The organism is Streptococcus sp. 3.1, assembly GCF_016648915.1.
Lineage (GTDB): Bacteria > Bacillota > Bacilli > Lactobacillales > Streptococcaceae > Streptococcus > Streptococcus salivarius_E.
Genome location: NZ_JACLQV010000025.1, coordinates 1 through 21,552 on the forward strand (window position 1 = coordinate 1; position 21,552 = coordinate 21,552).

A 21,552-nucleotide genomic window follows, 5' to 3' on the forward strand; every position below is an offset into this window, starting at 1 on the left:
GTTCCGTTCCACAGTATCATTTAAAAATCATTTTCACACCCTTTCGTCTATTAGTATAGAAGAAAGCTCTCAGCACATGTTGAGGCGGTATCACTGCTTGTACGAGCTGATTAAACATGGGTGTAGCTAGTGAAAGTTCTACAGTAAGGAGTTTAAACATGAAATTCCATGAATTTGGTGATAAGAATTTGCCTCCTATTTTACTGATACATGGTGGTGGAAGTTCTTGGTGGAATTATCTTCGTCAAGCACGAATCTTGTCAGAAGAATATCGTATTATTCTACCCACTTTGAATGGCCACGGCGAGGAATATCAACTTGATTATGTTTCTACTGAAGATTCTGCTTTGGAGATTCTAGACTATATCAAAGCAAACTGTGGTGGGAAATTGTTAGCAATCGGTGGTGTTTCACTTGGTGGTCAAATTGCCATGGAGCTTTTGTCTTTAGACAGTGAAATTGCTGAGAAGGCCATCATAGACGGAAGCCTCTGTATTCCTCAACCAAGGTTAGCTAAAATCAGCATCTTTCTAGTGTCTCTATTTGGTAAATTGATGTTCAATAAATTCTCTTGTAAACTTCAGTTAAGCATGATGAACAAACTCTATCCTAAACTGGCTTATCCAGAGGAAATAAAAGCTTATTATTTGGAGGATCTGCCAAGGACGCCTGTCAAAACAATGGTGACCATTTACAAAGACTATATGGGGCGTTACAAACTGAAAGATAGGATTTCTGCTAGCAAAGCTCAGGTTTTGTATATCTATGGTGAAAAAGAATTAAACTGTGTGAAAGCATCGGCGAAATTATTTCAGCAGCTACATCCAAATACGATTTTGTATGAAGCAAAGGGCTATCATCATGGCTATTTATCAGCTTATCTGCCTCAAGATTGGGTTGATTTGGTTGAGCCTTTTTTAAAGAAGAAATAAGGAAAAATAAAGATGAATAGAATAGTAGACGATCAGATAACGCTTATTCCTTATTATAGAAATGATGACATCTCCCTTCTTTGGTATCAAGATAGTGAGGTTTGCAAACAAGTAGATAATACTGATCAGATTTACAATCTAACAAAACTTCATAAAATGTATGATTACCTAACTTCACATGGTTCTTGCTATTATATCCAATATGAAGGAGTGTTAGTTGGAGATGTGACACTCCTATATAACTCGGAACTTTCTATAGTTATCAGCAAAGAGTATCAGAATTTACAGATCGGAAGACGATGTGTTTCTGAAATGATACATCTGGCGAAAGAACAAAAAATGGTAAAGGTCTCTGCACAAATATATCCTTTTAATACTCAAAGTCAAAGAATGTTTTTGGCTTTGGGATTTCAGAAAGTAGATGAAGAGTGGTATGAATATAAGTTGATATAGAACAGTTGTATATTTCCATATATATTGGCTCTTTGTCAACTGTAGTGGGTTGAATAAAAGCTAACACCTGGAGAGGGCTATCGTTGTCCTCTCCATTTTTATATTCAGAGCGATAAAAATTCGTTTTTTAAAGTTGTCAAAGTTCCGAAAACCAAAGGCATTATGCTTGATAAGTTTAATGAGATTATTCGTTGTTTCCAATTTGGCGTTGGAATAGTGTAACTGAAGGGCGCTAGCCTTCAAATTTTCCTCCCAAAATGTGTCCAAAATATTGACAGAATTCCACTATCACTAAACGTTGAGGCAGTAAGTTTATTAGAAAAGTGTAACTAATCCTCAAAAGGTTCACTGAACCTTTTGAGTCCGCTCATGCGACAAGGTGAGGCCTAAGGTCGAGAAGGTGCCCTGGGGTATAGGAGTCGTAGAGTAAGGAGTTTATAACGAAACGATACGGTAACAGCGAACCGACGAGTGTGTAGGATTGCTTATAAAAGAGTAAAAACCTTGTAACGAAGCAATAATGAAAAGCCTTGATTGCGAGGCTTTTTTTGCGTTTTTGTGATAGAATATGCCTAGTTATAAATCGAGAGCAATTAGAAGCAGTAAAATATTTTATACATAAAATAATCAAGATAAGGAAGATAAATGACAGAAATTGAAAAAAAGAATTTAAAAAATTATCTTTATTTTACATTTGGAATTACTTATATAGCTTGGGGGCTTCTTGCCATATTTACACAATCTTATATTTTGGGATTAGAAACGTTTATAGGGAGAATCTTACATATAGTTGGTGCACTCGGACCAGCTATTGCAAATGGGTTTTATTTGAAAAGTAACAATATAAAATTTAAACATTTTGTATTCAATAAGAGAGAAAATAGTAGTAGTTATTTCATTATTCATATGATAGCAATTTTGATACTATTTTCTGTATCTTCTCGAGAATTAAATGGAGTATCAATTTATCTAATGCCACTATTCTTTATTCAATTAATTTTTTTTGGTGGTGGACATGAAGAATTAGGATGGAGAGGTATATTACAACCGTTACTTGATAAAAAATATACTTATTGGCAATCTAATTTGATTGTAGGATCAATTTGGGGAATTTGGCATCTGCCTTTATGGTTTATAGTTGGAGAAAGTCATCAAGGATTTCCTTTTATTTTATTTTTTATATATACATTATTTTTAAGTTTTGTTTTAGGGCTTCTTTATCGTCAAACGAAATCTGTGGGGTACTGTATATTATTTCATGCGTTCGCAAATTTGTTAAATCTCTATTTTGTGTTAAAAATAAATGTTATTTTTATTATCATTTTTATTGGTTATTTAATTTATACTATATTGGCGAGTAATAGAATTAGTAAGGAAAAGCAGGTAGAAACATTGTAAAAGACCCACAGGAAGTTTTCTGGGATGGATATCATTCGTATCTTTCGGATTCCGAGTTGAGTTATCCCTATGAAGGTTCAAAGACATTAATGCATGTATTCGACAGATTTGGGGATTCGGATTTAATTACGGAACTACTGGATGGTATGTATGAGGAACTGCCAACATCTAAACCTAGAATAAAATAATTAAATTGGAATTTAAGGAGAACAAAATGATTTTAGAAACGGAAAGATTGATTCTTCGCCCATGGGAGGAAAGAGACGCCCATGATTTATTTCAATATGCCAGTAATCCAGAAGTTGGTCCGATTGCAGGTTGGCCAGTACATACCAGTGTTGAAAACAGTAGGGAGATTATAAAAAATTATTTTTCAGCACCTGAGATATATGCCATTGTTTTAAAAGAAACGATGCAGCCAGTGGGTAGCATAGGATTGATGATTGGCTCTGCAAGTGATAAAGGGATTCCGGATACTGAGGCGGAGATTGGCTACTGGATTGGAGTTCCCTATTGGGGTCAGGGGCTTATACCAGAAGCAGTTCGTGAGATAATGAGACATGGATTTGATGACTTGAGTCTGGAGAAATTGTGGTGCGGTTATTTTGACGGCAATACAAAGTCACGGAGGGTTCAGGAAAAATGTGGGTTCCGTTATCATCATACAAAAGAGAACGTTCCGTGTGCATTGGAAGGTGTTCTTCGTACAGAACATATAACCTGTCTCTCAAAGGAAGAGTGGATTTCGTTTAAGTAAATCACTGTTTGTGCGAGGTAATACCTTTTAACGATTACCTTATGATATTGTTAAAAGCTTTATAGACATGTTTCCACATACAGACAGCTTCACTTGATAGACTCAGCGATCAGTCGTTTCATGTCGAGGCAGTATCACTGCTTGTAAGATCTGAAAAATAAATTTGCGTAGCGTTGCAAAGTTAAAATGGAGGGTTATCGATGGTTATCTTGGAATTGTATCAAGGTGATTATCAAAAGGATTTAGTCACGTTTGACTCTTTAGAAGAGGGAAGAGTCTTTGTAGCTCAACTCCCTGGGTATACTTTAGAAACAGAAGATGGGTTTGAAGTGGAGTATGTGAACCCAAAATACTTGCCGGATTATATGGAAATTGTTTTCAATGGAAATATTGTCCCTTTATCTAGATTTTCGTTTAATTATGAAGAAAATGTGGACATTATTTGGAAAGAAATTTCGAATCTATCCGTTAAAAACGATAAAGTAATCGAAGGATATTCAAAAATCGACGCATATGTCGTTAACAACGATGAAGTGAAAGCCTATGTCGAAGCAAGAGAAGCGAACTATCGCAAGGCAAAAGACTTCTTAGAACGCTGTGGATATGAAACCGACAGAAGCTTTTTCGGAAGCGAAGACGGCGAAGCGATTCTCTACAGAAAACGTGGCGCTGAAGATTGGCACTTCTTGTGTCACTTAGACCCGCTGTTTGTAGAGATTGAAGATGTAGAAGGATATGTCAAAGAAGAGATTCAATCGTTAAACTAAAGAACGTTGCGAAGGCGTGACGTGAGTTATATTTAAAAAGACTTCTATTTTGCTAGATGGTGGAATTAAGGAGAAATTTTTGACCTTAAAACAAATTAAATTTAATCCTTTTAAACACTGGGGAATCATCAGCGACTTGTATAAGCAGTCCTTCCCAAAGGAGGAGCGAATTCCCTTCTTTGGACTTGGCTCTTATCATTGAGAAAAATGGATTTACACTGTGTCCCTATCTCATTCGTGAATTAGGCGTTGACTTTGCTCTTATGAGCCAGACAGGGCAACTAATTCCATTCGACTATCAGGATATCTTTGACAATTTCTCTTTTGGACTTGGAGATGTATCGATTCGTCCGATAAATTAATAAAACGTACCTTACCAAAATTGTACTGAACTAAAAATATTATCTAATTGAGAAAAGAACAAAAGTTTTGGTCTATAATATAGATATTTTCTAGTATCGCATGTGGAGGCAGTCTCACTGCTTGTACGAGCCTAGAAAATATGTAGAAGGAAAAGCCTTGGTGACAGGGCTTTTTGTCATATAGTGGGGAAGTATCATAGTGTGAACTAGTCTTTAGTAGCTGAATTTTCAGTTTAGGTAAAATAGAACTTATTGAAATAGTTATGTGGATTATTTCATTACTTCTTTAATCATTTTAAAATCTTTAAATTAAGATTTGGAGAATTTAAATAATATTTGCATTTGAAAATGAAATGATTAATAAAACAGCTTCCGATAAGATATTTGACATTATTAGTTTCGTGCACTACAATAGAAGTTACATACCGATGGTATGATAGAAAGGGACTATAATGGCAAGGAATAGAAACTCACATGAAACTAGAAAAAAAATACTAGAGGTCTCTAAAAATCTATTTTTAGAAAAAGGATTTGATAATACTTCAATACAAGATATCATAGATGGCTTAGGTGGATTAACAAAAGGTGTTATCTATCATCATTTTGAGTCCAAATATGATATACTGCAAACGATCATTAGCGAAAATAATCAAGAAATTTTAAATTATAATTGGAGAGGAAATACTGGATTAGAAAAGATACAAAATTCTTTGATGGACTCTTTCTCTAATTTTGAACACCAAAGGCTCGTTTACTCTGCCTCAATCATGCTAAGAAGTCCACGTTTGTTAGGAGAGCAGTATCTAGGTCTATTTTCTGATTTTTTACCCGAAATTAGAGAAAAAGTTTACGAAGGAGTTGAAGATGGGTCTATTAAAACAGAATATCCAGAAGAGCTAGCAGATTTAATTGTTTTAACACTAAATATTTGGATTGGTTTTCAAATTTCCGTTTTTTCATTAGTAGAATTAAAGCGCAAAATGAATTTCATTAAACTTACTTTTGAAGGTCTAGGGGTACAGTTAATTTCTGATGAAATGATGGAGGTGATTTTCAACTTATTCGATCACTTAAAAAAATAGTAAATAAGTCGTCGCATGACATTCTTGTTAATACTCATTTCTATTTATGTATTATCAATTGAATAAATTATCTTACATAATTTATAATTAAAAAATAACATACTTTAAGTGTGTTATTAAAAATCTATTATACATACCGTAGGTATGTTTGTTTTTAGTATAGACATACCGATAGTATGTATAGTGACATTTTCTGAAGAATAAACTTATTTTTAAATATTTGTCGAGATTAGTCTGAATAGTTTATTCTTTATTTACGCTTTGGAGGAAATAATCTATGTTGTCGCTTATTAAAATTGAATTAAATAAAGTTTCTAAATCTAAATTATTTTTAGCTTGGTTGTGTACTATATTTATAGTGTTAGGTATTACAGCAATCATTATTATGGGTTTAGGTACTGACAATAAACTAGGAGAATTCACTGGACAGGATTCTAATGTTATTAGAGTTACTGGTAAATGGGAAGGTTGGGCAATTGTAGCTTCATTATTTTCATCTTTATTTACAAAAGCAGCATTTTTGATTTTCGAATCTTATTTATTATCTACGATTATTATTGATGAATTTAAACGAAGAACAATTTTTCAGTTGTTTTCTTACCCTATTTCTAAAATAAAGTTACTTTGGGGAAAAATTCTTTCAGTCATTCTAATAGCATTTATTGCCCATTTTTCTGCACATTTAGTGATTCAATTATTCATTAGATTCCTGGCTGTTGTAACTGAATCTAGTTATATCCCTCTAGCTAGTCAATTAATTAACTTAGCTGGAATAACGTTTGGAACAGTACTAATAGGCTTACTACCATTTGTTTTAGGTATGATTAAGCATTCGACAGCTATAACAATGCTTACTGGACTTGGTTTAGCAGCATTACTTTCGAATGCCAGTCCAGGAAGTTTATCTAATAATATTGCTGATAACCTATTCTTTTTGATATTTGCATGTTTCATAAGTTTAATGATTACTTCTTTTTCAATCTCTAGTATTTCAAGACAAGATATTAGTATCAAGTAGCATACCTGAGTTTAATTGAAGGAAAGTGATAATTCCTTGATGATTTCTATAAAAAAGAGACTGTATAAGTTGGTAGTTATGCACCGGAAGAAAAATTCTAGCATTTAAAGCTAGATATAGAAAGAGAGATAGAAATGAGAAATATCGTTGAAATAAAAGAAGTTTTTAAAACAATTGATAAAGAAGAAATTTTAAGTGGTATCAACCTTCAAATTGCTGAAGGAGAAATCTATGGTTTTTTAGGACCGAATGGTGCTGGAAAAACAACGTTAATGAAATGTATGTTATCCCTATCAACAATTACATCAGGTAGTATTGAAATTTTTGGGAAAAATCTACAAGAACACAGAGAAGAAATCCTAAGTCAGATTGGAAGTATTATTGAATCACCAATTTTTTATGATAATTGCACTGCAAAAGAAATCTTGGAAATTCACGCTCAGTATATGGGAAAAAATATTATTGAATCAGATATAATAAGAGCCTTAAGTATGGTCGGATTAAAAAATACGACTAAAAAAGTAAAAGAGTTTTCGTTAGGAATGAGGCAAAGGCTTGGTTTAGCTCGTGCCTTTCTAACAAAACCTAAATTGTTAATTTTAGATGAGCCAATCAATGGTTTAGATCCAATAGGGATTCAAGAAATTCGAAATCTTTTGTTGTCGCTTTCTAAGGAGCATGGAATTACTATTCTAATATCGAGTCATATATTATCGGAAATTTCACAGATAGCAGATAAAATTGGCTTTATCAAAAATGGAGAAATTGTAGAACAGGTTTCTATGAAAGAGATTAGGAGAGAGAATATTGACTTAGAAGAATATTTTATGTCACATTTTCTAAATGAAATTAAGAATTATGAGGTAGATTAAGGATGAAACAATTGATAAAGAACCATCAGAAGGCTTTTTATGCTTTCATGATATTTAATATACTGGTCCCTTTAACTAACGTTGCTTTTGCTTATTCTATTAAAGGTATTATTGATAGTGGCATGTCCCAAAATAAAGAAGCCTTAACTCAAGCGGTACTAGTAGGAGCTACTGTTATTTTCATCTATGCAGCACTCAACTTTATATCTCTTCGATTGAGAAATAAACTTGTTAGGCAAATCATGTCAAGATACAAAAACAAGGTGTTCCAATCTATTTTAGATAGGGATTATAGAGACTTTTCTAAAGAAAAATCAGGGAAATTTATTTCCGTATTAACCGAAAATATGAAGAAAATTGAGCAAGATTATCTATACCAGTATTTTAATATTTCAAAAAACCTTTCCTTAATGATTTTTTCACTTCTAGCTATGTTTATAGGTAATTGGTTTTTGACCTTATTAGTTATCATTGCTAGCATTATTCCAATGATGATTTCAGGATTTATTGGACAAAAATCAGCCTCTTTACAAAATAGAGCTATGGTTGCCGATCAGAAGTATTTAGCTAAGGTTAAAGATATTTTAGCAGGATTTCTTGTTATTAAAAGTTTTAATGTGAAAGATGCTATCTGTGAGGATTATAGTCATGAAAGTGAAAAATTTGATGAAATAAATTTTATAAAAGGGAAATTTGACGTTTTAGCTAATGTTATTTCACAGCTTTCAGGGATGATTGTTTTTTTGGTAGCCTTTGGTGGAGGGATGTATCTCGTATTTAATAGCTCTACCACAATTGGGAGTGTAACAGCTATTGTTCAACTGGTCAATTTTGTAGTAATGCCACTGAATGAAGTTGGAATGGGAATAAGTAAATTTCGTGAAGGTCAGGCAACACTAGATGCATTTGAGGTAAAAGATGTAACTGAGCTTCAGACTGGTGAAACAAAAGAATATTTCGATGATGTTATTTCTTTTTCAAATATAGACTTTTCTTACCCTAATACTGAAGAAAAAATTTTTAATCATTTATCTTTGAAGATTCAAAAAGGGGAAAAAATTGCAATTGTAGGAATGTCAGGGAGTGGAAAATCAACTTTGCTCAATCTATTACTGCGTTTTTACGATGTAACAAGTGGGCACATCTCCATTGATAATATAGATTTGCAAGCTATTTCAGCAGGGAGCCTTTATAACTTAATGACTATTGTTCAACAAGACATTTATATCTTTGATGATACTTTAAGATCAAATATTACTCTTAATCAATTCTTCACTGATGAGGAAATAAAGCAAGCGGTACAGCAGTCAGGTTTAGAAAGTTATGTTTTAGAAAATGAATCTGGTCTACAAGCTTTATGTGGAGAGAATGGCTCAAATCTATCTGGCGGACAAAAACAAAGACTTAGTATTGCGCGTGCCTTAATTCGAAAAACACCAATCTTATTATTGGATGAGGCTACCTCATCTTTGGATAATCAAGTAACTACTGAAATTGAAAATTCAATCCTGGATATTCAAGATTTGACTGCACTTGTAGTAACCCACAAGTTGAATGAGAACATTTTGAAAAAATACGATAGAATTCTCTTTATGAAAGGTGGCGTCATTGTTGAAGATGGTTCTTTTGGTGACTTGATGGATAGGAGAGGTGAGTTTTATAAGTTGTTTGAGTTGAGTGTGTAATTCTCTTTCGTTCTATAATATAGGAGTATACTAGCACGACATGTTGAAGCGGTATCACTGCTTGTGAGGCCTAGAAAATGTGTAGAATGAAAAGCCTTGGTGACAGGGCTTTTTATGGTAAGTCATTTGATATTTTTATCTGAATCATATTTCTTCTTCATGTTACAATAAATATATACAAAATAGAACGCTTAGAAAAATGGAAAATATAATGGTTAACCAAAGCAAATATGTGTCTAGTGATTTTCCAGAGGCAACGTATCAAGTGGCTTTTGAGGATTTGAAAAAGAAAATTTTAGTCGGGCATCAGGAAATTATTCAAGGTAAAGTCTCTTCTCTAGCTGATGCGAGAAAGGAATTTGGCCTTGACTAGGTAGGTTGCGATATTGTCTCTCTTACTTGTAACAGAGCTAAGCAGAGTAAATAGTAGAATAATAAAGGTGAACATAGACTTTCAAGTAAATATAGTACTGTCTATATGAGACATTTTGGAGGGTATCAAATATGAAATTTCATGAGTTTGGTGATAAAAATTTGCCTCCCATTTTATTGATACATGGTGGGGGTAGCTCTTGGTGGAATTATCTTAGACAAGCTCGTCTCCTGTCTCATAATTACCATGTCATTTTACCTACACTTAATGGTCACGGTGAAGAATATCAACTTGATTATGTTTCTACTGAAGATTCTGCCTTAGAAATCCTAGACTATATCAAAGAGAATTGTGATGGAAAACTGTTTGCTTTAGGTGGAGTTTCACTTGGAGGTCAAATTGCTATGGAACTTTTGTCCTTAGACAGCGATATAGCTGAGAAAGCTATCATAGACGGAAGTATCTGTATTCCTCAGCCAAGGTTGGCGAGATTTAGCATCTTTTTGGTATCTTTATTTGGTAAACTGATGTTTAGTAAATCCTCTTGTAAACTTCAGTTAAGCTTAATGAATAAATTCTATCCCCAATTAGCTTACCCAGACGAGATAAAAAATTTTTATATGGAGGATATGCCAAGGACGCCTATCAAAACATTAGTGACCATCTCTTCAACTTATATGGGGCATTATAAGTTGAAGAGTAGGATTTCTAAAAGTAAGGCGCAGGTTCTCTATATTTATGGTGAAAAAGAATTGAAATGTGTTAAGGAGTCAGCTAGGTTATTTGAGCAGCTGCATCCCAACACTATCTTGTTTGAGGCAAAAGGATATAATCACGGCTATTTATCAGCCTACCTACCTCAAGAGTGGATTGACTTGGTTGTTCCATTTTTGAAGAATAATAATTGATTAAACTTTATTAATTTAGAAAGCAGAGTCTCATGGAAGTCAAAAAATATAGTCCGCTTAATTCCTTAAAAAAGATAGCAGATAACCTATGGATTGTAGATGGGGAAGAAGTACTGATGAATTTCAAACTCTTCAAAGTGCCTTTTTCAACTAGAATGACAGTTATCCGTCTGCAGAATGGTGGTCTTTGGGTGCATTCACCGATTAAGCCTAGTGATAATTTACTTTTTGAAATCAAGCAATTAGGTGAGGTAAAACACCTTATCGCACCCAATGTCTTACATTATAGTTATATAAATGAGTGGCATGAACTATTTCCGGAAGCAGAAGTATGGCTAGCTCGTGGTGTTCAAAAGCGTGCCAGAAAATCGGGAATGAATTTAGATTATGGTCATGAACTAGAGAAAGCCAATTGGAACGAAGAAATTCTTTTTATGACATTTGAGGGAAGTTTTTATGTGAAAGAGGTTGTTTTTTTCCATACTGAAAGTTCAACTTTGATTTTAACGGATCTTATTGAAAATATAGAAGCTGAGAATTTATCGCTTTTTGAAAAGCTACTTTTTAAAATAGGTGATAATCACTATCCAAATGGTAAAACACCAAGAGATTTAAGACTAAGTTTCTTATTTGGTAAAAAACAAGCTTTGAGGAGCTATCACAAAATAAAGAAATGGGAACCTAAGAATATTATTATTTCTCATGGACCGTGTATCATTGGACAAGCAAAAGAGATGTTAAAGCAATCGTTCTTCTGGCTAGAAAAATAGGGTTATGTGGTTAAGGGAACTTGTCGAAAGACAAATACGAATACTTCGACCTCTGTATTTAAAAGTTTCATTCATTCGCCGCACGCAAAATAACACCCCACAAGCTACAACTTGTGGGGCATTTTCTTTTATTGGTTCTTCACCTACAAAATAACATCTGTTTTTTCAACTTTGTAGAGGGCTATTCCCATGATTAGGGTCAAGACAAGAAGAATTAAAATAGCAGGGGTCCAAGAGTTAAAGAGTTGTTTGCTTGAACCAAACAAAACTGGTCCAAGGGCCGCAAAGATATAGCCTCCGGTTTGGGCTAAACCTGATAGTTGGGCTGTTTTTTCATGGGTGCTAGCCTTCATTGAAAAGGCAACCATCATGTAAGGGAATAGGACACTAGCAGAACTTCCGATTAAGAGGTTAAGGACCAACCAATACACAAAGCTGTCTGTATTGACTAGGAGCATGGCAACTCCGACGAATCCTGCTAGGACGGTAATCACTAGCATCAAATGGCGGTTACGATCAGCAAGTTTAGTGATTAGGCTAGGAACGATCATAGAGAATGGAATACTTGTCAGTGTGAAAACGGAAGCTAGAATTCCGGCATTGGCTTCGCCGGCACCAGCTTGAGTGGCCATGGTTGGAAGCCAAGTGATAGTGGTATAGAAGAAGAGTGACTGTAATCCACCGAAAATCATGATGGCCCAGACTTTGCCACTCTTATACCAACTGCCTGAATTTTCGTTAGTAGAAGTATCTTGTTCTAAATAATGATTGTGACGGACATTAGGAAGCCAAACCACAAGAGCCAAGGCACAGACTGCTGTCAATACCCAGACCAAGCCTTGCCATGAGGTTGCTTTAGTGATTGGAACGGCTACCGATGAAGCCACGGCTGTGGACAAGCCCATGGCTGTAATATAGAGTGTAGTTAAGAATCCTAACTGATTTGGTTCATTAGCCTGAATTAGGCTTGGGAGAAGGACGTTGATAAAGGCAATCCCAGCTCCGACTAAAAGCGTTCCCACATAAAGAAGAGGGAGATTGACGGTACGCAGAGCCGAACCAATAGTCATCACAATTAAAACACCGAGGAAGAGTCTTTCGATACCAAAGCGTTTGGCCCAGCTGGCCGCAAAAGGCGAGAATATTGCAAAGGTCAAGAGAGGCAGACTTGTCAAGAGACCGAGGGAACTGACCTCAATACCTAGACCAGAAGCAATGTCTGATAAGACAGTGGATAAGGTTGTGAACGGAGCCCGCAAAACGATTCCTAGAAGAAGGATTCCAGGGATTAGAAAATGTGAATGTTTCTGTTTCATAAAGCATCTCCATGTTTAATAAGGGTATTTAAATTGATAAGAATATGACACTAATGCGTCACTTTCATCTTACCATAAATGATGGGGGTAATGAAAGCGATTACACTACATTGTCGCAAAGAAAAAGAGAGAATCTTTAGTTATAAAATTTTATTCTACTGATTATCTAATAACATCATTTTATTTTAAAAAGGCTGAACATCTAGTCCAACCTCTTTTCGATATTTTTTTAAATTTCATACCCCATGAGGAGTCCACCTTCTTCGGCATAAAAACTACAAAGTCCAGAAGTAGGAAGGACTTCGATGCTTGCTTGGGCAAATTTTTCACGAACCAATGCAGAGAATTGCTCGATAAATTTGTCATTGTTGCGGTGGGCAATCGTAATATGTCCACCTGTATAACCAGCCTTGATCAGTTCATCAAAGGCAGCTTTGATAGCTTTCTTTTGGCCACGAGCTTTTTGAAGCAACTCTAGGGTACCAGTCTTACTAGCTTCACCGACCATACGGATATTGAGGAGTCCAACAACGGTGCCAACCAGTTTACTTAGACGACCATTCTTCACCAAATTATCAACTTTGGCTAAAACAAAGAGCAACTTAGTTTTGGCTTGGTAAGCTGTGATGGCATCAAGGACTTGGTCGAACTCAAGGCCTTCAGCAACTAAGTGATTGAGTTTACGAACGAGAAGGTCGACCTCGCCACCAGCTGATAGACTATCAATCACGTGAATCTTGGTATCAGGATGCTCTTCCAGATAAATTTTCTTAGCAATTTCAGCACTATTGTAGCTACCAGAAAGGGTTCCAGTGATTGTCACGACAACTATATTGTCCGCTCCTTCAAAGGACTTCATATAGTCATCAGGACTTGGACAAGCAGATTTGGAAGCAGTTGTAGTCGCATACATCTCCTCCATCATTTGATCAATATTGAGTTGGGCATCATCCCTGTAAATGGTTTCGCCCACTTGGATAGTCAAAGGAACACTGACAAACTCCGTATCTGGTGCCAGATTGTCTAAAGAACGGTAGTCACAGCCTGAATCCGCAATAATTTTCCATTTCATAGGTTTATACCTCATATCTGCATAATGTACATTGACAAGTGTTTTGTCTTCTTTTACAATTTTATCATGAAGTGCATTGCTATCATAGTAGATCTCATCAGGTGTGACAGATAGAAAGTGAATGTTATGGCAGAAAGAAAAATCTCAGAGAAATCCTTGGAAAATCTCAAACGATTTAACCAAGAAAATAAAGCAATTACACGAGAATCCATCGAAATTTCTCTCCTGCAATTGTTGGAGAAAAAAGACTTTAAAAAGATTACCATATCGGAACTGGTTGAGCGTGCGGGTGTATCTCGTGCTGCCTTTTATCGCAATTATGGTTCTAAGGAAGAGATTTTAAAATCTATTTTTGAGTCTTGCATTACAAAGATTACTAAGTCCTTGGACAGCTATAATCTCAAGACGGATCTTTACCAAGTCTGGGTTTATCTCCTTAAGGAAGTCAAAGAAGAAGCCAAAATCATCAGTCTTGCCATTGATTATAATTTTGAGCAGGTATTGACCAAGGCAGTTTATGATTTTTTGGAAAAACGAAATGGTAGCTCATCAAATGGTGCCGGTAGCTACCTCAATTCCTTTTGGAGCTCAGCTATTGTCTCAGTGATTTCCAAATGGGTCAAGGATGGCATGAAGACCCCAGCTGAAAAGATTGCCAAACTTGGTCTCCCGCTTTTTCCACAAAAGAAGAAATAATCCCCTTGCTACTACAACTAATTGGAGGTTCAGTATGCCAATATATGAATTTTGTGCAGAGAATGTGACTTACTTAGAAAAAGCTTTTCAAGCCGGTGCTCAACGCGTGGAGTTGTGTGATAATCTGGCTGTTGGAGGCACGACACCTTCTTATGGTGTCATAAAGGCGGCTGTTGGGTTGGCCAAGGATTATCAGGCTAAGGTGATTGTGATGATTCGTCCACGAGGGGGCGACTTTGTCTATAGCCAGCAGGAATTAGCTATCATGCTAGAAGATATCAAGTGTGCGCGTGAATTGGGTGTTGACGGCTTTGCACTAGGTGCTTTGACTTCAGAAAACCAACTCGATACAGAAGCTCTAAAGACCTTGTTAGATGCTAGTCGAGACCTAGAGGTCACCATGCATATGGCCTTTGACCAAATCCCTAAAGCAGCTCAGTCTAGTGCTATTCAGTGGCTTAAGGACCACGGTGTGACGCGTCTTCTCACCCGTGCTGGAACTCCTGAGACTGCTCTAGACTTACGCTTGAAACGTTATGCAGAATTGGTTCAGCTAGCAGACGGTCAGTTGGATATTTTAGCAGGAGGTGGTATCTCCGTGGCTAATCGTGACCAATTTCTTGCCATACTTGGTCTTGAGCAAGTTCATGGAACACGTGTCGTCTTTTAGATTTACAATGGAACCAGCTTCTTGGCCCGGTTCCTTTTGATTTTTGTGCAATGGGAGGCACTTTGCTTTTCTAGTCATTCTTTGATAAGCTATTACTATAGCATTAAAAAAATTGGGGGATGTATGTTAGATAATTTGTTAAAAAAGAACCCTGTCTTGGGTGTCATTCTTTATCCGTTATTAGGGTTAGGAGCTATTTGGCTTGGTCACTATTACTCACAGAGCCTTTCGCTATTGGAAAAAACGGGTGGTCAGATCAAGGTTAATACTTTTGTTTACATTGCCTATCAATTAGGTGGGACCAAACTCGTCATGGGGTTCTTTATTCTTTTAGCGCTTTTCTTTTTCTATCTGGGCTATACTTATCTTAAAAAACTTGGCAATACTCAGAAATAAGAACCAAGTTTATACACAAACTGCGGCTACTTGCTTGCAGTTTTTTTCGTTCCTAACGGCTACCCTGAGGCACTCATTGAGTTTCAATGACATTTTTACACTGCAAAAAGTATTCTGAGAATAAGTAGATGTCAAAATCTGGTATAATGAAGCCAAGGAGGCGCCTATGAAACATCTAAAAAAACAGACGCTAATTCTTTTATCTATCTCTAGCTTGCTACTTATCGGTTTAGCAGTTTTTGCACATCTCCACAAAAAAGAGGAGCAAGCAAATTACTCCAATCTTAATAGTAAGGCTAGTATTAGTGAGGTGCGAGCCATACTCTCAAAACATTTGAACGAGGAGAGTGTGGATAACTTTATCAATCTCGTCACGGATTACAATGACACCGTGGGTTCTGTAGGTCTTTCTGGGAGTTTTGCGCCATTTACCAAAACAGACTATGATGTGGAAAAAATCAGTAGCCTGTGGACAGCCAAGCATGGTGACTTTATCGGTACCAACTGCCGTATCAACACCTACACGCTACTGAAAGGCAAAATCAAGATTCCAAAAGTCAAAAGTGATAGTGAGCTCCTTTTCCAAGATAAGGATGCGATTGACAAGGGCAAGCTCTTTGATGCCAAGGATCAGGAAAATTTTGAGATTCTTTTTTCAAGGGTCAAGACTGAAGCCACCCAAGATGTCAAGATTCATGCCAAGCATATGGAGGATTACTACAAGCAGTTTACCTTTGATGACAAGGCACGCATGCTGTCGGTTGTTGTTCACGATAATCTGGATGGAGATTCCCTTTTTGTCGGTCACGTCGGAGTCTTGGTACCTACGACAGATGGTTACTTATTTGTTGAAAAATTGACCTTCGAAGAGCCCTACCAAGCTATAAAATTTGCTAGTAAGAAAGATTGCTACAAGTATCTCACAACCAAGTACAAGGACTATACTGGACCAGGTCTAGCCAAACCCTTTATCATGGACAATGACAAATGGGTGGATATGGACTAGCTTAACGTGAGAAGAAGGTTTTTTATAGGCAAGAAAAGGAAGCAAGATATGAAAAGAAAACGAGCCTTGTTGCTTTATCTGGCGGGGACCCTTGGACAGATCTTACTGGTCAGTCTCCTAGTTTGGCTGCTAAGAGCAGGAGGAGTTAGGGTTGATTATGGAACTCCAATTGGCCTTTTTACCCTTATCTTAGGTGGATTGTCATCAGCTATTTGGGGAGGCTATGTTAGCATCCGCTATCATCACTCCAGTTTTAAACAACTTGTCAGAGATTTTTTCCAAGTCAAACAGCCTCTTAGTAACTATTTCTTAGTCCTCATTTTTCTAGGTTTGGATTTTTTACCATTAGTCTTGAGTGGAGGGATGATTTTCCAAGTTTGGTATCTCCCCATTATGTTATTTTGTAAAGCCCTTGTCTTTGGTGGTATCGAAGAAATCGGTTGGCGCTATTTTTTCCAGTCTGCCTTACAAGAAAAGTTGACCTATCTAGTGTCCACACTTTGTACCTTTGTAGCCTGGTCACTATGGCATTTGCTCTATTTTTACATTGATGGGTCTATGTCCACGATTCATTTATTGCCATTTTTGCTAGGTTTATTAAGCAACTGTTTTATCTTATCCGCCATTTATACAAACACCAGAAGCCTTTGGCTTTGTGTGATGACACATGCGCTTATCAATGCTTTATCGCAACTGTCATCAGCGGAGAGCCTTTGGTTGTCCCTTGTGATTAAGGTGTTGATAATTCTTCTTGCCATGAAAATTGCTAGTAGCAGTATGGAGAAGGTTAAATCCTAAGAGCAGTTATGTGACTGCTCTTGTTTTCCACTCAAATGACCTTGCCCATCTTTTTGAGGCATGTTATACTAGAAGAGTATTGTCAAAATTTTCTGACATTACAGGTGGAAAGGAGGTGCTAATGCCTTTTAAAAAAACAAAACACCTTGTTTTTTCCCGCTACCTAAGCCTGCTCTGTTTGCTTCTACTTTTACTAGTAGCGTCAGTTTTTGTAGCAGTGTCTTTAGGGGCGGTCACTATAGATATAGGTGATACCTATGGTGTCATCTTCAGTAAATTGGGGCTTCCGATGGCCAGTCATAGCATAGCCAAGCCACTTGAAGCTATTATCTGGAATATGCGAGTTCCTAGGGTTCTCCTAGGGTTAATAGTTGGTGCAGGCCTTTCCATGTCTGGTAGTGTCATGCAGTCAACCGTTAATAATCCGATTGCCGAACCCTATATCCTGGGAATCTCGGCAGGGGCAACTTTTGGAGCAACCTTGGCCATCATTTTAGGCCTTAAGGCTGTGGTAGGCTTGGGTGCCTTTGTGGGGGCTATCCTAGCGACGGTTCTTGTCTTAATCATTGCCTCTATGCAGGGGAGAGTGACCACATCTGGCCTGATTTTATCTGGAACAGTTGTTAATGCCCTCTTTATTGCCTTTGCCAATTTTATAATCTCTATTGGAGCGACAGCAGACAGTGTCATGACCATTAAGTTTTGGACCATGGGTTCATTGACAGGAACATCTTGGTCAGATTTGACGCTTCCAGCAGTAGTGGTTGGTTTGGCCTTTCTCTTTTTCTCAACACAGTATCGTGTTTTTAATGCCATGATGATGGGAGATGAGGCAGCTTTGACTTTAGGGATTCCACTTAAACTCTACTGGTATCTTTACATTGCCATTGTTGCGGTCATAACGGCTGTCTTGGTTGCTAGCTGTGGGATTATCGGCTTTGTCGGCTTGATTACCCCTCATATTGCTAGAAGTTTAGTCGGGACTAACTATCGTAAGCTTTTTCCAGTGGCGACGCTCTTAGGCTCCTTGTTTGTGGTTTGGGCAGATGTCTTGGCTAGAATCCTCGTCAAAAATGCAGAGCTACCTATCGGTATCTTTACAGCCTTAGTTGGCGCACCTTTCTTTGTTTATATTGTGACTAGAAATCGTAGGAAGGTGGTTTAGTCTTATGGATGTAAAGTGTAAGGATATTCATTATTCGATTGGAGAGAAAAAAATCCTAAACGGTGTCTCTCTAGAGGTTAAAGGTGGGCAATTCCAGACTATACTGGGACCAAATGGGAGTGGGAAATCAACCTTGCTTAAAACCATTTACCGCCAGTTGAAACCAGATAGCGGTCAGATTTTTCTTGATGGAAAATCCCTAGATCTGGTAAGCCTCAAGGAAACAGCAAAAGAAATGGCCGTTGTGACACAGTTTAACACCCTTCAGTTTGATTGTACGGTGGAAGAAATTGTCATGCTTGGCCGAACGCCTCATCTTTCCTTTCTGCAAAAAGAATCGGAGCGAGATTACGTCCTCGTTCAGGATGCCCTAGACAAGGTTGGCATGTCTGAAAAGAAGGCCCGCTATTATTCGTCCTTATCAGGTGGCGAAAAACAAAGAGTCATCCTGGCGCGTGCCTTGGCTCAGGAACCTAAACTCCTTTTATTGGATGAGCCTACTAATCATTTGGACATTAAGTATCAGTTGGAGATGTTGGCCCTGGTCAAGGAACTCGGCATTAATGTTCTGGCAGTTCTCCACGATATTCAATTGGCCTGTCGTTTTTCAGATTATATCTACTTAATGAAAGGGGGTGAGATTGTTGCCCAAGGTGTCCCAAGGGATGCCGTAACCCCACAATCCTTGCAGGCGGTTTATGATGTTCAGAGTCGTATTACTTGGACAGATGACCAGCAGGCAATGATTCAGTATTTATAAGCCTAGGAAAGGAAGGCCTTATGAACAAGAAAACATTTCGTATCGCATTAATCGCTGCAGCAGTCCTCACATTGACAGCATGCAGTTCTACATATAAAAACAGCACATCATCGTCATCAGCAGCAAAAGAAACGGTGAAAAAGACTAACTCAGAAACCCAGTATCCTTTGACTGTCAAAACTTATGACGATAAAGGAACTGAGCTAGATCAAGTCTTCAAAAAGGCACCAGAAAAGGTTATCACCAATAACCTTTCATCAACTGAAATCTTGATTGAGCTTGGTTTGAAAGACAAAATTGTCGGTATGCTTAACCCCGACAATGAAGTAACCGATAAATATAAGGATGACATTGCTTCAATCCCACATATCGGTGATAAGAAAACAATTTCTCAAGAAGCCATCTTGGCTTACGGACCAGATGCTCTTATTGGTCGTAATATGATGTTCTCAGACAAGTCAATGGGAACCATCAGCACATGGAACAGCAACGACATTCCTGTTTATACCCAAAAAGCTTCTGTCTCAACAACCAAACAAGATTTGAATAATATCATCGAAGATGTTAAAAATATTGGTGACATTTTCAACGTCCAAGACAAGGCAGACAAGTATGCGGGACAACTTCAAAAGCGTATCGACGCTGTTAAAAAGAAAAACAAGTCTTCTGACAAAGACTTGAAGAAGGCTCTTATCATGTGTGCCTACAACGATGAGACCTTTGGAACTTACAAATCTGCCCTTCAAGAAAGCATGCTCAATCAGCTTGGTTATACCAATGTTGCGACAGGAACATCAGATTTGACTCTGGAAAATCTCGTGTCAATGGAACCAGAATTGATTATCTATGTAACTAGTGACCGTAATAAGGCCATGGACAAGGAAGCAACAGACAAGATGGAAAAGAACGCTGTTCTTGAAAATGTTCCAGCCGTTAAAAACAAGAAAATCATGACTATTTCTTATGATGAGCTTATGGATTACGGTCCATCTGTGATTGATTCTCTTGAAAAGGTTAATGACTTTGTTAATAAATAAAGACTTTGTCTGCCATGACATTCAGGTTACGGTTGCCCTTCCTGAGTCTTATGATTTCAAGAAGGCTTATCCAGTTGTTTTTTTGAACGATGGGCAGCTTGAGTATCTGGGAAAAATCGCAGATTCTGTTATCCTGGTTGGGCTTGAACCTCAGAATCGCTTGGATGATTTTACGCCTTGGCAGGCTCAGGCTCTGAGACCTGGAAGCCCTGATTTTGGCGGTAAGCTAGCCAGCTATCATGACCATCTATTTGGCCATATTTTCAAAAGCATCGCACAAGAGTTTCGACTGGATGAAAGTCGCATGGCTTACGGAGGCTATTCGCTGGGTGGTTTGGCTGCTATTTCCAGTCTTTATAGCAGTGATAAGATGCCTTTGATCTTCTCCATTTGTGGATCCTTCTGGTATCCAAATTTTGTAGCTTACTGCAAAGCCCACCAGCCCATCAATAAGTCTTGCTCGGTCTATTTACGTAACGGTTTGACCGAGGGGGCTAATCATAAGAATAGATTGGCCAAAGCTCCTAGTTATGCCAAAGAAGTGCATGAACTTATCAAAAAACAGAGCGTGTCTACTTATTCAGCATTTGACCCCTACGGACATCATGACCATCTCCAAAAAAGATATGACGCTTTTTCGGATTGGTTGATTGAAGAGTGGAAACTCTGAAATGCTGCTATTGGTGATTGAGTAGGAAAGAGAGAAGAAAAGTAGTGAAGAAAATTCCGACGATGGAATCTCTTCACTACTTTTTGTTATGCTCGAAAACTGCCATCACAGTTGATGCTTCCGAAAAGTTTTTAGACATGAATCAAAAAACGCCTTAACTCCGTATATTAAAAGTAATTTACTTACTTTTGACTTATATCCTAACTTCAAAAAGGATAAGACTATTATTGTTGCTGATGCAGTAACTTATATCATTTAAAACTTTTTTGTTGGAGAAGTAGAAGGGAAAAAACTATACTTTGGTGCCTGAGAATACTTCGATATGGTTCCCTAGTATTTTTATATCTACTGGAAGATTATCCGATTTGTCTCCATCAACATCTGACTCTAACTCAACCTCTGAAGAAATCCTAACATTACGCGCTTTGATATATTCGATATTATCGTTACCTACTAGATCCCCTTTTAACAAATCTGGGATAGTCGATAATTTAGAAATGATGGATGCATCTTTTAAAATCAAGATATTTCCATATCCATCTGTATTTTCATCAAATAGTTTTTTGTCTGCATAGTAATTAGATAGAAG

General features: G+C 37.1%; 24 protein-coding genes and 3 pseudogenes. 23 read left to right on the top strand and 4 right to left on the bottom strand.

Annotation, left to right across the window (positions count from 1 at the left end; all coding sequences use genetic code 11):
* Positions 1-158 precede the first annotated feature (158 nt).
* Both H7U02_RS10435 and H7U02_RS10440 read left to right on the top strand, forming a co-directional pair.
* The gene (locus tag H7U02_RS10435; RefSeq protein WP_201043323.1) at positions 159-932 is read left to right on the top strand and encodes an alpha/beta fold hydrolase; all 774 of its coding nucleotides are present in this window, start codon (positions 159-161) and stop codon (positions 930-932) included.
* Positions 933-944: 12 nt separating this feature from the next.
* The gene (locus H7U02_RS10440) at positions 945-1,385 is read left to right on the top strand and encodes a GNAT family N-acetyltransferase (protein ID WP_148512761.1); all 441 of its coding nucleotides are present in this window, start codon (positions 945-947) and stop codon (positions 1,383-1,385) included.
* 60 nt (positions 1,386-1,445) lie between these two features.
* On the opposite strand, the pseudogene H7U02_RS10445 reads toward H7U02_RS10440, so the two are convergent.
* Positions 1,446-1,622, bottom strand: a pseudogene (locus H7U02_RS10445) (transposase); the annotation flags it as partial.
* Between the two features lie 408 nt (positions 1,623-2,030).
* On the opposite strand from H7U02_RS10445, the gene H7U02_RS10450 reads away from it, so the two are divergent.
* The 12 genes and pseudogenes from H7U02_RS10450 to H7U02_RS10500 all read left to right on the top strand — a co-directional run bounded on the left by H7U02_RS10450 (position 2,031) and on the right by H7U02_RS10500 (position 11,377).
* Positions 2,031-2,783, top strand: a complete 753-nt coding sequence (locus H7U02_RS10450) for a CPBP family intramembrane glutamic endopeptidase (RefSeq protein WP_148512762.1) — start codon at positions 2,031-2,033, stop codon at positions 2,781-2,783.
* Positions 2,784-2,824: 41 nt separating this feature from the next.
* A pseudogene (locus H7U02_RS11670) lies at positions 2,825-2,971 on the top strand (competence protein TfoX); the annotation flags it as partial.
* A gap of 26 nt (positions 2,972-2,997) precedes the next feature.
* Positions 2,998-3,540 (top strand): GNAT family N-acetyltransferase, encoded by a 543-nt coding sequence (locus tag H7U02_RS10455; RefSeq protein ID WP_004182884.1) that lies wholly within the window; start codon positions 2,998-3,000, stop codon positions 3,538-3,540.
* A gap of 200 nt (positions 3,541-3,740) precedes the next feature.
* Positions 3,741-4,307 (top strand): hypothetical protein, encoded by a 567-nt coding sequence (locus H7U02_RS10460; protein ID WP_002890492.1) that lies wholly within the window; start codon positions 3,741-3,743, stop codon positions 4,305-4,307.
* Positions 4,308-4,486: 179 nt separating this feature from the next.
* Positions 4,487-4,669, top strand: coding sequence for a hypothetical protein (locus H7U02_RS10465; protein WP_002890497.1), 183 nt, complete (start codon positions 4,487-4,489; stop codon positions 4,667-4,669).
* Positions 4,670-5,121: 452 nt separating this feature from the next.
* Positions 5,122-5,751, top strand: a complete 630-nt coding sequence (locus tag H7U02_RS10470) for a TetR/AcrR family transcriptional regulator (protein ID WP_002890498.1) — start codon at positions 5,122-5,124, stop codon at positions 5,749-5,751.
* 277 nt (positions 5,752-6,028) lie between these two features.
* Positions 6,029-6,769 carry an ABC transporter permease gene (locus H7U02_RS10475; protein ID WP_002890499.1) on the top strand — a complete coding sequence of 247 codons (741 nt, stop codon included), beginning with the start codon at positions 6,029-6,031 and terminating at the stop codon, positions 6,767-6,769.
* A 134-nt stretch (positions 6,770-6,903) separates the two neighbouring features.
* Positions 6,904-7,641, top strand: coding sequence for an ABC transporter ATP-binding protein (locus tag H7U02_RS10480; protein WP_002890501.1), 738 nt, complete (start codon positions 6,904-6,906; stop codon positions 7,639-7,641).
* 2 nt (positions 7,642-7,643) lie between these two features.
* The gene (locus H7U02_RS10485) at positions 7,644-9,326 is read left to right on the top strand and encodes an ABC transporter ATP-binding protein (protein ID WP_002890503.1); all 1,683 of its coding nucleotides are present in this window, start codon (positions 7,644-7,646) and stop codon (positions 9,324-9,326) included.
* A 211-nt stretch (positions 9,327-9,537) separates the two neighbouring features.
* Entirely contained in the window at positions 9,538-9,699 is a 162-nt protein-coding gene (locus H7U02_RS11675) for a hypothetical protein (protein ID WP_398578088.1), read from the top strand.
* Positions 9,700-9,830: 131 nt separating this feature from the next.
* Positions 9,831-10,607, top strand: a complete 777-nt coding sequence (locus H7U02_RS10495) for an alpha/beta fold hydrolase (protein ID WP_201043325.1) — start codon at positions 9,831-9,833, stop codon at positions 10,605-10,607.
* A gap of 32 nt (positions 10,608-10,639) precedes the next feature.
* Positions 10,640-11,377: a DUF4336 domain-containing protein gene (locus H7U02_RS10500; RefSeq protein WP_175057486.1), complete on the top strand. Its 738-nt coding sequence runs from the start codon at positions 10,640-10,642 to the stop codon at positions 11,375-11,377.
* A 143-nt stretch (positions 11,378-11,520) separates the two neighbouring features.
* Here H7U02_RS10500 and H7U02_RS10505 read toward each other — a convergent pair whose 3' ends face one another.
* Both H7U02_RS10505 and H7U02_RS10510 read right to left on the bottom strand, forming a co-directional pair.
* A complete protein-coding gene (locus tag H7U02_RS10505) occupies positions 11,521-12,693 on the bottom strand; it encodes an MFS transporter (protein ID WP_175057487.1) in 1,173 nt (390 codons plus the stop codon).
* 229 nt (positions 12,694-12,922) lie between these two features.
* Positions 12,923-13,765: a DegV family protein gene (locus H7U02_RS10510; RefSeq protein WP_003093981.1), complete on the bottom strand. Its 843-nt coding sequence runs from the start codon at positions 13,763-13,765 to the stop codon at positions 12,923-12,925.
* Positions 13,766-13,891: 126 nt separating this feature from the next.
* On the opposite strand from H7U02_RS10510, the gene H7U02_RS10515 reads away from it, so the two are divergent.
* From H7U02_RS10515 to H7U02_RS10555, 9 genes are all read left to right on the top strand, one after another.
* Positions 13,892-14,461, top strand: coding sequence for a TetR/AcrR family transcriptional regulator (locus H7U02_RS10515; RefSeq protein ID WP_195917833.1), 570 nt, complete (start codon positions 13,892-13,894; stop codon positions 14,459-14,461).
* A 34-nt stretch (positions 14,462-14,495) separates the two neighbouring features.
* Positions 14,496-15,131, top strand: coding sequence for a copper homeostasis protein CutC (locus tag H7U02_RS10520; protein WP_003094690.1), 636 nt, complete (start codon positions 14,496-14,498; stop codon positions 15,129-15,131).
* Positions 15,132-15,254: 123 nt separating this feature from the next.
* The gene (locus H7U02_RS10525; RefSeq protein WP_195917831.1) at positions 15,255-15,527 is read left to right on the top strand and encodes a hypothetical protein; all 273 of its coding nucleotides are present in this window, start codon (positions 15,255-15,257) and stop codon (positions 15,525-15,527) included.
* Positions 15,528-15,693: 166 nt separating this feature from the next.
* On the top strand, positions 15,694-16,533 hold the full coding sequence (locus tag H7U02_RS10530; protein ID WP_201043327.1) for a DUF4300 family protein: 840 nt from the start codon (positions 15,694-15,696) through the stop codon (positions 16,531-16,533).
* A gap of 48 nt (positions 16,534-16,581) precedes the next feature.
* Positions 16,582-17,331: a CPBP family intramembrane glutamic endopeptidase gene (locus H7U02_RS10535; protein ID WP_201043329.1), complete on the top strand. Its 750-nt coding sequence runs from the start codon at positions 16,582-16,584 to the stop codon at positions 17,329-17,331.
* 121 nt (positions 17,332-17,452) lie between these two features.
* On the top strand, positions 17,453-18,496 hold the full coding sequence (locus H7U02_RS10540; RefSeq protein ID WP_201043331.1) for a FecCD family ABC transporter permease: 1,044 nt from the start codon (positions 17,453-17,455) through the stop codon (positions 18,494-18,496).
* A 4-nt stretch (positions 18,497-18,500) separates the two neighbouring features.
* Positions 18,501-19,256, top strand: coding sequence for an ABC transporter ATP-binding protein (locus tag H7U02_RS10545; RefSeq protein WP_201043333.1), 756 nt, complete (start codon positions 18,501-18,503; stop codon positions 19,254-19,256).
* A gap of 20 nt (positions 19,257-19,276) precedes the next feature.
* Positions 19,277-20,293 carry an ABC transporter substrate-binding protein gene (locus H7U02_RS10550; protein ID WP_175057490.1) on the top strand — a complete coding sequence of 339 codons (1,017 nt, stop codon included), beginning with the start codon at positions 19,277-19,279 and terminating at the stop codon, positions 20,291-20,293.
* A complete protein-coding gene (locus H7U02_RS10555; RefSeq protein ID WP_201043335.1) occupies positions 20,274-20,963 on the top strand; it encodes an alpha/beta hydrolase-fold protein in 690 nt (229 codons plus the stop codon). Before H7U02_RS10550 ends, H7U02_RS10555 begins: the two co-directional genes overlap by 20 nt.
* 292 nt (positions 20,964-21,255) lie before the next feature.
* Here H7U02_RS10555 and H7U02_RS10560 read toward each other — a convergent pair.
* A pseudogene (locus tag H7U02_RS10560) lies at positions 21,256-21,552 on the bottom strand (diacylglycerol kinase family lipid kinase); the annotation flags it as partial.

Excerpts from the sequence above, each read along its gene's own strand:
- H7U02_RS10435 (WP_201043323.1), top strand. The coding sequence starts at position 159 with ATGAAATTCCATGAATTTGGTGATAAGAATTTGCCTCCTATTTTACTG.
- H7U02_RS10440 (WP_148512761.1), top strand. The coding sequence starts at position 945 with ATGAATAGAATAGTAGACGATCAGATAACGCTTATTCCTTATTATAGA.
- H7U02_RS10450 (WP_148512762.1), top strand. The coding sequence starts at position 2,031 with ATGACAGAAATTGAAAAAAAGAATTTAAAAAATTATCTTTATTTTACA.
- H7U02_RS10455 (WP_004182884.1), top strand. The coding sequence starts at position 2,998 with ATGATTTTAGAAACGGAAAGATTGATTCTTCGCCCATGGGAGGAAAGA.
- H7U02_RS10460 (WP_002890492.1), top strand. The coding sequence starts at position 3,741 with ATGGTTATCTTGGAATTGTATCAAGGTGATTATCAAAAGGATTTAGTC.
- H7U02_RS10470 (WP_002890498.1), top strand. The coding sequence starts at position 5,122 with ATGGCAAGGAATAGAAACTCACATGAAACTAGAAAAAAAATACTAGAG.
- H7U02_RS10475 (WP_002890499.1), top strand. The coding sequence starts at position 6,029 with ATGTTGTCGCTTATTAAAATTGAATTAAATAAAGTTTCTAAATCTAAA.
- H7U02_RS10480 (WP_002890501.1), top strand. The coding sequence starts at position 6,904 with ATGAGAAATATCGTTGAAATAAAAGAAGTTTTTAAAACAATTGATAAA.
- H7U02_RS10485 (WP_002890503.1), top strand. The coding sequence starts at position 7,644 with ATGAAACAATTGATAAAGAACCATCAGAAGGCTTTTTATGCTTTCATG.
- H7U02_RS11675 (WP_398578088.1), top strand. The coding sequence starts at position 9,538 with ATGGTTAACCAAAGCAAATATGTGTCTAGTGATTTTCCAGAGGCAACG.
- H7U02_RS10495 (WP_201043325.1), top strand. The coding sequence starts at position 9,831 with ATGAAATTTCATGAGTTTGGTGATAAAAATTTGCCTCCCATTTTATTG.
- H7U02_RS10500 (WP_175057486.1), top strand. The coding sequence starts at position 10,640 with ATGGAAGTCAAAAAATATAGTCCGCTTAATTCCTTAAAAAAGATAGCA.
- H7U02_RS10505 (WP_175057487.1), bottom strand. The coding sequence starts at position 12,693 with ATGAAACAGAAACATTCACATTTTCTAATCCCTGGAATCCTTCTTCTA.
- H7U02_RS10510 (WP_003093981.1), bottom strand. The coding sequence starts at position 13,765 with ATGAAATGGAAAATTATTGCGGATTCAGGCTGTGACTACCGTTCTTTA.
- H7U02_RS10515 (WP_195917833.1), top strand. The coding sequence starts at position 13,892 with ATGGCAGAAAGAAAAATCTCAGAGAAATCCTTGGAAAATCTCAAACGA.
- H7U02_RS10520 (WP_003094690.1), top strand. The coding sequence starts at position 14,496 with ATGCCAATATATGAATTTTGTGCAGAGAATGTGACTTACTTAGAAAAA.
- H7U02_RS10525 (WP_195917831.1), top strand. The coding sequence starts at position 15,255 with ATGTTAGATAATTTGTTAAAAAAGAACCCTGTCTTGGGTGTCATTCTT.
- H7U02_RS10530 (WP_201043327.1), top strand. The coding sequence starts at position 15,694 with ATGAAACATCTAAAAAAACAGACGCTAATTCTTTTATCTATCTCTAGC.
- H7U02_RS10535 (WP_201043329.1), top strand. The coding sequence starts at position 16,582 with ATGAAAAGAAAACGAGCCTTGTTGCTTTATCTGGCGGGGACCCTTGGA.
- H7U02_RS10540 (WP_201043331.1), top strand. The coding sequence starts at position 17,453 with ATGCCTTTTAAAAAAACAAAACACCTTGTTTTTTCCCGCTACCTAAGC.
- H7U02_RS10545 (WP_201043333.1), top strand. The coding sequence starts at position 18,501 with ATGGATGTAAAGTGTAAGGATATTCATTATTCGATTGGAGAGAAAAAA.
- H7U02_RS10550 (WP_175057490.1), top strand. The coding sequence starts at position 19,277 with ATGAACAAGAAAACATTTCGTATCGCATTAATCGCTGCAGCAGTCCTC.
- H7U02_RS10555 (WP_201043335.1), top strand. The coding sequence starts at position 20,274 with ATGACTTTGTTAATAAATAAAGACTTTGTCTGCCATGACATTCAGGTT.